This window comes from Thermogutta terrifontis, from assembly GCF_002277955.1.
Taxonomy (GTDB): Bacteria; Planctomycetota; Planctomycetia; order Pirellulales; family Thermoguttaceae; genus Thermogutta; species Thermogutta terrifontis.
Window position 1 is genome coordinate 2335318 of the sequence record NZ_CP018477.1, and the last position, 12625, is coordinate 2347942.

At 54.8% G+C, this 12625-nt stretch carries 9 protein-coding genes; 4 read left to right on the forward strand and 5 right to left on the reverse strand.

Annotated features, from left to right (window positions below):
- Positions 1-21: 21 nt before the first annotated feature.
- Positions 22-1959 (forward strand): HEAT repeat domain-containing protein, encoded by a 1938-nt coding sequence (locus THTE_RS08705; protein ID WP_095415065.1) that lies wholly within the window; start codon positions 22-24, stop codon positions 1957-1959.
- A 106-nt stretch (positions 1960-2065) separates the two neighbouring features.
- Here the strand turns inward: THTE_RS08705 and THTE_RS08710 are convergent, their stop codons facing one another.
- Genes THTE_RS08710 through THTE_RS08720 form a run of 3 tightly spaced genes read right to left on the reverse strand, consistent with a single transcriptional unit; the run spans position 2066 to position 7596 of the window.
- On the reverse strand, positions 2066-5389 hold the full coding sequence (locus THTE_RS08710; RefSeq protein ID WP_095415066.1) for an error-prone DNA polymerase: 3324 nt from the start codon (positions 5387-5389) through the stop codon (positions 2066-2068).
- A 16-nt stretch (positions 5390-5405) separates the two neighbouring features.
- A complete protein-coding gene (locus THTE_RS08715) occupies positions 5406-6824 on the reverse strand; it encodes a DNA polymerase Y subunit UmuC family protein (RefSeq protein ID WP_157731962.1) in 1419 nt (472 codons plus the stop codon).
- The gene (locus THTE_RS08720) at positions 6736-7596 is read right to left on the reverse strand and encodes an ImuA family protein (RefSeq protein WP_095415068.1); all 861 of its coding nucleotides are present in this window, start codon (positions 7594-7596) and stop codon (positions 6736-6738) included. The genes THTE_RS08715 and THTE_RS08720 overlap by 89 nt, the downstream gene beginning before the upstream one ends.
- 208 nt (positions 7597-7804) lie before the next feature.
- Between THTE_RS08720 and THTE_RS08725 the strand changes: the two genes are divergently transcribed.
- The 3 genes from THTE_RS08725 to THTE_RS17950 all read left to right on the forward strand — a co-directional run bounded on the left by THTE_RS08725 (position 7805) and on the right by THTE_RS17950 (position 9956).
- Entirely contained in the window at positions 7805-8293 is a 489-nt protein-coding gene (locus THTE_RS08725) for an L-2-amino-thiazoline-4-carboxylic acid hydrolase (RefSeq protein WP_095415069.1), read from the forward strand.
- An 89-nt stretch (positions 8294-8382) separates the two neighbouring features.
- Entirely contained in the window at positions 8383-9375 is a 993-nt protein-coding gene (locus THTE_RS08730) for an NADPH:quinone reductase (RefSeq protein WP_095415070.1), read from the forward strand.
- 368 nt (positions 9376-9743) lie between these two features.
- Complete coding sequence (locus THTE_RS17950; RefSeq protein ID WP_157731964.1) at positions 9744-9956, forward strand: hypothetical protein; 213 nt, start codon at positions 9744-9746, stop codon at positions 9954-9956.
- A gap of 48 nt (positions 9957-10004) precedes the next feature.
- Here the strand turns inward: THTE_RS17950 and THTE_RS08740 are convergent, their stop codons facing one another.
- The gene (locus THTE_RS08740) at positions 10005-11315 is read right to left on the reverse strand and encodes a Gfo/Idh/MocA family protein (RefSeq protein ID WP_095415072.1); all 1311 of its coding nucleotides are present in this window, start codon (positions 11313-11315) and stop codon (positions 10005-10007) included.
- Positions 11316-11418: 103 nt separating this feature from the next.
- A complete protein-coding gene (locus THTE_RS08745; protein ID WP_095415073.1) occupies positions 11419-12597 on the reverse strand; it encodes an FG-GAP-like repeat-containing protein in 1179 nt (392 codons plus the stop codon).
- Positions 12598-12625 lie beyond the last annotated feature (28 nt).

Here is a 12625-nt window from a genome sequence, read left to right on the forward strand (position 1 = left end):
TAACAAACAGGGAGTAAAACAATGCGTGCCGGAAGCGTGTTGTATTTTGGTTTGGGCTTGCTCCTTGTGTTCGGTGCCAATCTGCTGAAAGCGCAAGATTTGGCGACCACACAGGACGTCTCTCAGTTGGTGGCGGCGCTGAAGAATCCCGCATCAACAGATCACGAGAAAGCGGTGGCGTGTGAACGCTTGGCAGTTCTGGGAGGCGAGGACGCTGTGGCCGTTCTCAAGGAAATGCTCCTCGATCCTAAGTTTTCCCACTACGCGCGATATGCGCTGGAGCCGATTCCCTCACCCGCGGTAGATCAGGCGCTTCGAGAGGCCCTCATTAAGGCTGAGGGATCTGTGCGCCTGGGGATCCTTAACTCGCTCGGCAATCGCCGGGATGGCAGCGCCATTTCAATCATCGCACCCCTCTTGGAGAACTCCGACCTGGCTGTTGTGGATGCGGCAGCCTCCGCACTGGGACGCATCGCCACGCCCGAGGCAGCACAAATTCTCTCGAAGGCGCTCAAAGATACTCGCCCAGCAACACGGAAGGCGGTTGGAGATGCGCTCTTGACATGTGCGGAACGTTTGAACGCCGCTGGTCAACGCGATCTCGCTCTGGCAACTTGGGATATGCTGCGAGCCGCCGACGTGCCGCTACCAATTCGCGTGGCTGCACTCCAGTCTCTGATTATCGCTCGAGGGGCTGATGGGATTAGTTTGTGGAAAGAGCAGGTGTTCTCTGACAACGAAAAGTTTTTCCAACTGGGGATGCAGGTAGCGCGAAAACTGCCTGTTGAAGCTGCTCGCCCCGTTCTCGCTGAGGCGGTGACCAAACTGCCCGAGACACGTGCCGCGGTTGCGCTCGAGGTTCTGGCGGAGGTTGCATCAAAAGAGTCACTGCCGATGGTTCGCCAATTCGCCCAGCAAGGGCCGCAGGCAGTGCGGCAGGCGGCTCTGCGTTCACTTGCAAAAATCGGCGATTCCTCGGACATTGCGATACTTTTGGCTGCAAGTGTTGACTCGGACGAACAAATTGCAACGGCAGCGCGTGAGGCTCTTGAGGTCTTGCCAGGGAAGGAAGTCAATCAGGCCCTGGTGCAAGCGGCAAGTGGTGCATCTAGGGATAAATTGCTTGTTATTCTGAATGTATTGGGCCAGCGACGGGCGTCCGAAGGTTTGAAAACCATTCGCGAGGCGATGCGAAGCGACGATAAAGAAGTGCGGGCGGCCGCGGTTGCTGCTTTAGGAAAGGTGGCCCGGGATGATGACATAATTCCCCTTGTTAAGGAACTCGTACAAACCGAGTCGGAAAGCGAACGGGCTGTGTTGATGGAGGCCCTCCGAACGGCTTGTCAGCGAGTGGGGGATAGGGAGAAAGTGGCGGCACTCGTTGCTGCCCAGTTGCCATCGGCCCCCGCTCCGGCTCGGGCCAGCTTGCTTGAACTTCTCGGCGTTTTAGGGGGAAAAACAGCGCTGACAGCGGTGGCAGAAGCTGCCAAAAGCTCAGATGCTGACTTGCAGGATGCTGCCACGGCTGTGCTTGGAAACTGGCTCTCTGCGGATGTTGCTCCGGTTATCTGGTCGTTGATCGAGAGTAATGCGGCGCCCCGTTATCGGGTGCGGCTGATTCGCGCCTATATTCGTGTGGCCCGGCAGTTGAGTGTCCCCGACCAGGAACGTCTGGAGATGTGCCGGAAGGCACTTTCCGTGGCGGAACGTCCAGACGAGCGACGTTTGGTTCTGGATGTTTTGAGACGGAATCCCTCAGCGGAGTCGCTCGCACTGGCAGCGCAATTGGTTGCGCAACCAGATGTCCGGGAAGCGGCTTGTGATGCTGTGGTTACGATCGCCGAGAAATTGAATCAGAATGTGCCGGGATTGAAAGAGGCTCTGCAAGCGGTTCTGCAGCATGGCACCAACGCGCAGGTTCGCGCCCGGGCGGAAGCACTCATGAAGCGTTTTCCGTGAGTGATTCCGCGCTATTAGTCGTTGCAATTTGTTAAACCAATAATGGCCCGCTCCGAATACGGAACGGGCTTTTTTGTAAGCACATGGTACTATGATTAAACAGGCATTAACAGAAGTCACGAGATTGTCCTTCTAATCCTGCAAGTTTGCTGGAAAGATCTTCTAACCGCATGACAACAACGTGGATGACCCCACTCTGCTTTTGAAGCCGTCCTACCGCAAGGATGAGCGGTGCGTTGAGGGCAATGAGCCGCCACCGTTGCCATACATCAGGGCGGATGATCAGGTTAATCATCCCAGTCTCGTCTTCCAGGGTCATGAACGTGATTCCTCGGGCAGTGGAAGGTCTCTGACGCACGAGAACCATTCCCGCCACGCGCACAGGATGACCATCAGGAATGTCCTTCAATTTAATTGCTGGAACGACACGTAGGCGGTTGAGCTCCGATCTGAGTAATCGTAAAGGATGCGCCTTCAAGGACACACCAAGCATGGAATAATCAGCGACTACTTCCTCAGCCATTGACATTTGCGGCAGAAGAGACTTTTCTAAGGACTGATCTTTTGTATTCTGGTGTGAGGATTGGTCCGATGGATAATGAGCAGAACTCGTCTCCACGGTGGAGGTAAAAAGGGAAGGAGTTTCAGGAGCCATTTTCATGGCCAGCCAGAGGGCCTCGCGGCGCGTCAGGCCCAGTGAGGCAAAAGTATCTGCGCGGGCAAGACGGACCACGGCAGACTTACTGAGTTGGGTTCTTTTCACGAACTCAGTGAGACTTGTAAAGGGGCCTTTCACTCGGGCTTCGATGATTTTTTCGGCGTCTGCTTGTCGCATGCCCTGGACCATGCGAAATCCCAGACGAATGGCTTTTACGGGGAAGAACGTTGATTCAGGGCAGAGTGGAAACTTATTGGTATTGCTTTCCAGATGTGGGTTTGGAGAAGCGTGCCATGGACATGGACCCTCCCAGGGTATTTCCTTTGACAACGGCCATGGATTCTCTCCCTTTCTTTGAGAACGATCAGATGCAGAGATTGCCTCGGTCGCCAGTTTCGTGGGTGCATCCGCGTCTTCCAGATCGCTATCCCAGAAGCTGAAATTCACATCCACAGGCCGGACTTCGACCCCGTGACGCTGGGCATCTTCAATGAGTTGGGCCGGGGCGTAAAATCCCATCGGCTGGCTGTTGAGAAGTCCCACCGTAAAAGCCGCCTGGTAGTGATATTTGAGCCATGCAGAAACATAGACCAGCAGGGCAAAGCTGGCTGCGTGGGATTCTGGAAAACCGTAGTCCCCGAAACCACGAATTTGCTGGAATATGGCTTCGGCATATTCTGGACTAAAGCCATTGGAAAGCATGCCATCAATGAGTTTACGGCGAAATGCATCGATGAGGCCCGGTCTCCGCCATGCTCCCATAGCCCGGCGCAACTGGTCGGCCTCTCCCGGAGTAAATCCGGCCGCCACCATGGCAAGTCGCATCGCCTGTTCCTGAAAAAGGGGCACACCCAGGGTTTTGCCCAGCACCTCACGAATGGCCTCATTGGGATACGTGACAGGTTCCTCACCGGCACGGCGGCGTAAATAGGGGTGAACCATATTTCCCTGAATTGGGCCAGGACGCACAATGGCCACTTCTATGACAAGATCGTAGAAGCACCGAGGTTGAAGTCGGGGCAGCATGCTCATTTGGGCGCGACTTTCAATTTGAAAGACACCCATCGTATCGGCACGGCGAATCATTTGATAAACCCCTTCATCTCCTTCAGGAACCGAGGCGAGGGTGATTTCCCGACCATAATGCTTTTTAATTGTCTGAAATGTCTTACGAATAGCAGTCAGCATTCCCAAACATAGACAATCAACTTTGAGAATGCCCAGCTCATCAAGGTCGTCTTTATTCCACTGAATAACCGTTCGATCGGGCATTGCCGCGTTCTCAAGCGGAACAAGTTCACACAGCGGCCCATGTGTGATGACCATCCCGCCCGTGTGCTGGGAGAGATGTCGGGGAAATCCCACCAGTGCGGTGGCCCATTCCACAAGGTGTCGGGTGGCAAGAGACTGGGTGTCAAATCCCGCTTCGCGGCAGCGTTCAAGGAGATCGGGCTCCTCGTGGAACCGCTCGATTGTGCTCGCAAGGCGGTCCACCTCCTCCAGCGAAAAGCCCAGGGCCTTGCCCACATCCCTGACCGCAGAGCGAGGACGGTAGGTGATGACTTCGGCCGTCATCCCCGCACGTTCCCGTCCATATTTGTTATAAATATACTGAATAATTTCCTCCCGTCGTTCGTGCTCAAAATCCACATCGATATCGGGAGCTTCGTTGCGTTCTCGGCTGACAAAACGTTCAAACAGAAGATCCATGCGGTCAGGATCCACGGCAGTAATGCCCAGGCAGAAACACACTGCTGAATTGGCGGCGGATCCCCGGCCCTGACAGAGAATGCCCCGACTCCGAGCAAAACGGACAAGATCCCACACAGTGAGAAAGTATGCCTCGTAGTGGAGTTCCCCGATAAGGCGAAGTTCATGTTCAAGGATCGAGCGAACCTTTTCAGGAATTCCCCGAGGATAGCGTTGGCGGGCTCCCTCCCACGTGAGATGGCGAAGATACTCCAGCGGCGTGTATCCAGGTGGAACTAATTCCTCGGGATATTCATACCGAAGTTCATCAAGTGAAAAGTGGGATTGCTCGGCAATTTCCGCGGCTCGCTCGCAAGCGTCCGGCGCGCGGTGCCACAACGCTCGCATTTCCTCAGGTGATTTCAGATATTTCTGGGCATTGGCAAACCGCTGCTCTCCGAGTTCATTGACCTTTATTCCCATCCGGATGGCTGTGAGGATGTCGTACAAGGGAGCGCGAGAAGGATGGTGATAAAAAACATTCCCGTCGGCTACGAGCGGTAAATGGGATCGCTGCGACAGACTTTGCAGCCACTCCAGGCGCCGGCGGTCGTTCGGGCCAAGGGAAAGTTCTCCCAAGAGATAGCCTCTTTTTGAGAAGACTTTCGCATACTGTTGAAGATGGAAAAGAAGGGGCAGTCCTTTTGGGGCTTTTGGAATCACTCCCGCCAGAAGACCATCACTGTGTTCGACAATATCCTGAAAGGTGAGGCTGTACTGCCCCTTTTCGGCCTGGCACCGGCCCTTTGTGATGAGACGACAAAGCCGTCCATAGGAACGGCGATCAGTAGCCCATAGAACAACCGGCAAACTATCCTGTGGGTGAATCTCGGCACCCACGATGAGTTTCAGTCTCAGCTCTTTTGCGGTGATGTGGGCCCGAACAACTCCCGCCACACTGGCTTCATCGGTGATGGCCAATCCTTTCAGCCCCAATTCTGCAGCCTGTTGAAAGAGTTCATCCGGATGGGAAGCCCCCTGAAGGAAAGAGAAATTTGTTTTGACATGAATATGATAATCCATATACGTCTCCCCTTTTTTAGAATATGCCATGAAGAAACCATTTTCCGGTGTAAAGGCAGCGATAAATCCAGAAATGTTCTCCGGCAGTCGTTTCAACCCGATAATAGTCACGCAGAATCGTGTCGCCGCGCCACCATCCGGTTTCAATTCGCTCTGGCCCCCAAAAACGCACGATTTCTTTGTTTTCCCCCCGATAAAAGAATCGATAGGGATGTCCTGAAGGAATCCCCATGACCACCTCAATCGGTGCAGGATTGTTCAAAAGCCGCAAAGGACGCGCTCCGGGAAGAGATGAGAAAGATAAGGATGAGCTCTTCTGTTTTCGCTCTCGATCGAGACAACTCCTCCATCTGGTCACATATTCCGGTGCATAATCCGGTTCAAGGAAGGCCTCAGAGATTCGCTCTTTTCCCAACCGGGCAGCCAATCGCTCGAGAAGCTCTGTCCACTCCCGGGATGGGGAGGTGGCCGAGGGATGAAAGAGAGTCGATTGTCCCCATTCGAGGGAGGCAGCACACGTCACCGCAACCGAGATTTGCGTAATAGGCCCTGGTAAACGTAGATGCTCTTTGTGTAACTGGAAAAGACTGTACAGTTTGTCCGCATTTACCGTAGGATGGATCAGATTGATCGTGATGGATAAAGGCTTTATATCGTCACAAAAGAAAGTTATGACTAACTCCAAGGCCCCCTGCCCTTTTTTGAGAAGATCGTTTGTTAATGTGTGCAAAAGTGCCGATATGTGTCCATCGATAATTTCGGCCAGTGCTGTGGGATATTCAAGATAGGCACTGTATTCGGATTTGGGTAAGGGATGATACGGAGGAAGAATTTCCTCGCGCTCTCCCAGGAGTTGCTGAATGCGAATGCCAAAGTCTTTTCCGAAACGTTCCTCCCATTCAGAGAGAGGGATGCGGAGAACGTCTCCAATCGTATGACATCCCAGCTCATGACAGGTAGCATGCCATTCCTCCTTGCCCCGAATGGCTTCCACAGGAAGGGAGTGCAGCCAGTATCGCATCTTTCCCGGGGGAATAATCCATCCCTGAGATAGGTGATGATTTCTTTCAAGGGAGACGAAATGGGTAAAGGCCCAGCCGGCCGACGCGGTTTCGGTGATCGCAATCACAACTGGATGAAATCCTTGCCGATAACATTCTCCTATCAGATGGATGATGAATGCCTGTTCATCGTTAATGAGGTGAGGCACATGAGTAAGATCGAGGAATAATGTGTCAGAAGGGGAAAGCGAGTCAAAATAAATGTGAGGAGTATATCGAGTACAAAATTCCGCAAGATGGAGCAAAAGGAGTTCCTGGTTGTTCTGGTCCGTGCTGCGAGGGGGATTATGCCCGAAGTGATGCTCCTTTGAAGGATGGGCTTTGGGAGAGGGATGGGGTTGCAAAAGTCTGAGACAGAGGATCCGCCGGATCATCGATCAGCACCTCCCCTGCAATGTTTTCCCATTGACCGCGAGCCCGAAGCACGCTCACCTGGATACGCCGACGCTGAGAAGTGTCCCGAGCACAGGCTGCCGGCTGGGGTTGAACAAGAAAGCGTACCTGGGCCCAGGAAATCTCGTTGATTGCCTGGAACGGCCGAACGAAAATTCCCACGGTGAAACCCTGTTCAGCGGCGAGTTGAAAGCGACGAGCGGTTTTCGTGTCCAGGCGGTCGATGTGTGCCCAAAGGGCCCCTGTGGCAGAACAGCGAAGCACTTGAGTGATGGCCCAGTAAGCGTCCTTTGTGGAAGCGGGGTGAAGGAAGATGGTTCGTTGGAGATCGATCCCCAGATACACCAAGCCTGGAGGATAGATTTCCTGAGTTGGGTCAACAATGACGAGATGGCCCTTCCGCTGCACTGCGATAGACCAGGCCATTCGCAGAGAAAGACATTCTCCTCCTGTGCCTTCTGTGGGGATCAGCCATTCAACAAAACCGCCTGGAAAAATTCTTTTTTGGGGAAGGAGGGCGTCCACTTCCGGCAGGCCTGTGGAAATCCCTTCGGAGGGAGAATGCACCTGCCGACGCGAAACCGCCTCTATTTGCTGGCGAAGAGCGGCCACGAGAAGACTCCGAGAGTCCCCTGCCTGCTGCGAGGAAGTCGGAGGAGCCTTCACATGGTCTCCATAATTTCCCAGGGAAGTATTCTCTTGAGGAATCCCGAGGGAGTCTGCCGAAGGTATAAAGACATCGATGCTAGCCATGCTGTCACCTCCATGTATAGTGTACATCTGTACCCTATCTTCGTCAATTTGCATCGATGTGTTCATGTGAACATCATAGAGACACTTTTTAGGTAAACTGATCCGCTGGCAAACGCGGCTCTTGTGTTTCCTGCGCGCCCTTGGGGCCTATAATTCTGGGAAAACGGTTATCAGAAGCTTGTGGAAGCGCTCGACGAGGGAGAAGCCCATGAGTGAAATCGAAGAACTTCGCCAGCAGTTGAGAGATGCCTACAAAAACCGGGCGATGATCTATTACCATATCTACGAAGAGCTATCCCGGGAACTTGGGCCGGAGCGTGCTGAGCAGATTATGAAACGGGCCATTTATCGCCGCGGGCAGGAGCGGGGGCAGGCCTTCCGCCAGTTTGCCCCCGCCAATCTTGCGGGACTGCGTGAGGCATTTTTGGGCCATCTGCCCGATCAGGGACGGCTTTTCGAGCCTGAAGTCCTGGCCCACGATGAGACGCGTCTGGATATCAAATTCCACCGTTGTCCCCTGCGAGAAGCCTGGGTGGAAGCGGGCTTGCCCGACGATCTCGTGGCCACTCTCTGTCGAATTGCTGCTGAGGTGGATTACGGGTTATTTCAGGAGGCTGGATTTAAGTTTTTTGCCGACACATGGCAGCCAGGAGGCGAAGGGTGCTGTTGCCTGCACATCCGTCCCGGAACAGGGTGAGTGTCATCGGAAGCTGAATATTTCGGTCGAAAGTCGGCGACGCACCGAATCATGGATTGCCTTTCAGGAGAAGCAGCGAGGAGGTTCCTATGAAGGCGGCTTATATCGAACATTACGGTCCTCCGGAGGTTATCAGATATGGGGATCTGCCGCAACCACGGCCCGGCGATACCGAGGTGCTCATTCGCGTGGGGGCAGTTTCTGTCAATCCCATTGACACTTACATTCGGGCGGGCATTGTTCCAATGCCGATTCCAAAGCCCTATATCTTAGGGTGTGATGTTGCCGGGACGGTGGAGGCCGTGGGAGCGAAAGTGACGCGATTCAAGGTCGGCGACCGCGTGTGGGGCTCGAATCAAGGGCTTCTCGGAAGACAGGGAACTTTCGCTGAATACGTCGTGGCCGACGAATGTTGGCTTTATCCCACGCCGCCAACGGTGTCTGATCGCGAGGCAGCCGCCATCGCTCTGGTAGGAATCACGGCCCATCTGGGATTGTTCCGCGATGCAAGACTTCAGCCGGGCGAGACTGTGTTTGTGCACGGTGGGGCTGGAGGGGTGGGATCCTGTGTCGTTCAAATGGCCAAGGCCGTGGGAGCCCGCGTGATCACCACGGCGGGGAGTGACGAAAAAGCCGAACTCTGTCGCCGGTTGGGTGCAGATCTTGTGATCAATTACAAGAGAGAGAACGAGGAGCAAGCGATTCGTCAGTTTGCCCCCGACGGTGTGAATGTCTGGTTCGAAACGCTTCGTGAACAGAATTTGGAAATGGCTGTGTCACTGCTGGCCATGCGGGGCCGGTTGGTCCTCATGGCTGGGCGGGAATCTCGGCCACCATTTCCCGTGGGACCATTTTACGTTAAGGATTGCAAGGCTTACGGGTTTGCGATGTTTAATGCCCCGCCCGAGGAGCAACGCCGCGCCGCGGAAGATATCAACCGTTGGCTCGCCGAAGGGAAGTTGCGGCCGGTTATTGGTAAGATTTTCAAACTCGCGGAGGCGCCCGAGGCTCATAAACTTCAGGAAGACAACACCCTGCGTGGGGCGGGGACGCTGGTGGGCAAGATCGTGCTGGAGCCCTAACCCGATCTCGCTGCCGTTGGGTTGGCCTCGAAGGATCGCCCCAGACACGCTTGACAGTTTGGCGATCATATCCGGGGCGGCTTAACCCTCGCTGGCATCAACTCGCGGTATGGATCTTCTCGACGAGGTTGGAACGGTTTCCCAAATCGGACACAATGAGGAATGCTGTAGAAAGAAACTCAGCTTCCCACGTGATCCTCCATGAAATGGCCTTTCATAGGAACCAAGAGTCCGTCGACCCAACGATTCATCTGCGTCGTCACGCCCTTGGCGTGCTCGCAGTTCTCTTGTGCCTAGGAGCCGTTTTCTTTCAACTTCACCCGCCGCGCAGTTCATTTGAAATCATGTGCGAGTCCGCCTGCTGGCGGATGGCGCCGGTCACTGCCCTGCTCTGGCTTGCGTACTACCGCATTCTCGAGTTGCCGCGGTGGCTCGTGGTGGCGGTTCCTTGCTTTTTGCTCGTGGTGGTGATCCGACCAAAACTTTTGTTGTTTGCTGCCCCTCTCATTCTGCTCATTTTGTTTCTAAAACCGCGTCCAGCAGGCTCGGCAGGAAAAAAACGGGCCGCCAGAAAAAGATGATCTCGGCGGCCCTCCGCGCAGTTATTTTTCTTTACGTTTTCTGGGGCGTTAGACCTCAGGCAGCAGATAGGGCTTTCGGCGAGGACGATCCAGGAATTGGTTTGCCTCCTCGTCGCCTACAAAACGTTCTTTAACAGGATCCCACTTGAGGGGCCGACCGACCCAGCGAGCGATATTGCCAAGATGGCACAACGTTGTCGAACGGTGACCCACTTCCTCGTGGGCGACCGGTTTTTCGCGTGTCTTGATGCATTCCAGCCAGTTCAACAAATGGTGATTGCTGACCGGTAGATGCACCGTGAAATCGTCATACGGGGGATCTCCGAGCTCTTTCGGTTCCGCCACAAATTTCCCGCGGTCGATCGTGATCCGTCCTTTTTCCCCGATGAAAATGGCACCTCCCGGCGGACCGTTGTCGAACTTCACGACAATCCCGTTTGCATATTTGAAAAACACCTTGGGCTGGCTGCAGATTTTCTCACCGCGGGCCCGGGATTCTGGCTCCGTGTAAGTGGGGGGATTAAACCTGGGGCCTTCCGTCCAGATTTCCACCGGGCCGGTATCGTCGGTACCGAGAGCCCACTGGATCTGGTCCAATCCGTGGGCTCCCCAGCCGGTCATTTCGCCTCCCGAATAGGGCCGGAACGAAATCCACCCTGGGCGGGCGCGGGGGGTGTAAATGTCGATGTGGTAGGGAACCGGCTCTGTAGGCCCACACCACATATCCCAGTCCAGGCCCGGTGGTACCGGCTGACCGGGGAAATTGCATTCCCACGGACTTGGATAATTGGCCGCTATGACCGTGTGTACTTTACCGATACGTCCGTTTCGTACCAATTCACATCCCAGCCGATTGGCTGCCATCGAACGCTGCTGGCTGCCGGTTTGGAAGACTCGCTTGTATTTCTGAACGGCTTCCACGATTTTCCGCCCCTCATGGATCGTAAGTGTCATCGGTTTTTCGGCGTAGATGTCCTTCCCGGCTTGGCATGCATGGATGCAAACAATGGCCCGCCAGTGGTCGGGTGTGGCTGTGATGATCGCATCGACATCTCTCCGTTCCAGCAGTTTACGATAATCCTGGTAAGCGGCAGCCTTATAGGGCTCGGCCGTCTTTTCTGCCCGCGGGAGGTTCACGTCGGCAATTGCCACGATCCGCCCGAGCGTGGGGAGTTCATCAAACAACTGGAGTCCCCGACGGCCGATACCTATCCCACCGATGCCGATGCGTTCATTGGCCGGGGGAACGCTTTCCGTGCCCAGCACGTGCCGCGGAATATACAGGGGAGCCACTGTGGAGGCCGAAGCAATCAGTGACAACCGCAGAAACGAGCGACGGCTGGTTCTTGTGGTTGGCATAACACATACCCTCCCAATTCCCTTTTAATTTATCTCTCACGATGAAGAAACCGCAGGCAACCGAGGTTTGAGAGTTACCTGCGGCGAGACGACGAAGCCAGGATCAACGCAACTGGTTTTCAAACCAAACAGGGCCCCCCCACTTTCCCGTGACGACGATGTCGAGATCTCCATCCCCGTCCATGTCGACCACAGGGATGTTGAGGCCCGCCCCAATCCCCTGATCGTAGGTAATGGCGTGCTTGATCCATTTGACTTCGGGCTTGGCCTGTAATTCGTACCAATACACGCCAAGTGGCTCGAAGGCACCAGGGTCCCCACCATTGTGTGCCATGAACCGCTTGCCGGTCACAAGGTCAAGATCACCGTCGAGGTCAATATCCGCCAGTGTGAGCGAATGGGCCTGGCTCCATGTGTTGTCAATAACGTGGCGTTTGAACTTGATCTCCTGCCCATCCCTGACCTGTTCGTACCAGTAAATCCCGTAGCGATGCGCAGAGCTCGCGATGAGATCATTAAGTCCGTCGCCATTCACATCGTGGACAAGAATCTGAGCTGTGTGTTCGGCAGTTCCTTCTTCGGCTCCTCCCAGGGCGATAGGGTGTTCAATCCAGGTGCCCTGGCGAGGGTCAGAGGGGGCCTCGAACCAGGCATTGGGGCGGATGATATCCGGGCGGCGGTCGCCATTCACGTCCCCTACCCCAGAACCAAAGTTCATTGGCTTTTCGCTCACCACGTGTTTGATAAACTGCACCTTTCCATCAGCCTGTGATACGATTTCCCACCACCACGTTGGGGCAACTTCGGGAACGATCTCCCGGGCCTTTCCGTCGCCATCCACGTCCGCCAGTTGAGCGGTTTCATGATTGAGGCTCACATCAATGACCGTCCGCGGCCAGAGGTCGCCGTCAAATCCCGTATTTCGATGCCAGTCCAGGCACTTTTCAAACCAGTCGCATGAAATGACATCCGGGCGGCCGTCGAGATCCACATCGAGCGGCAAATCGGCAAAATTCCACATGTAGCCTTTTCCAGAGTTGTCTACCTCCCCTTTCAAATCCCGAATCTTGTAGGCTTTCCAGTCGGGTGCCAGATAGACGAACGGGCCAGCGACCACATCCAGTTTGCCATCGCCGTTGAAATCTGCAACTCCACAGGCTTCGCTGCGAAACTGGCCGATGCGGTGCATCTTGAACGTGACGTCGGCCCCCCAGCTTGTGACCGTCCACGCGAGAACCACGGATAGTGGTGAAAGAGCGACCAAAATTCGGTGTAAACTCATGGATTCTCCTCCGATGCTAATTCACTTT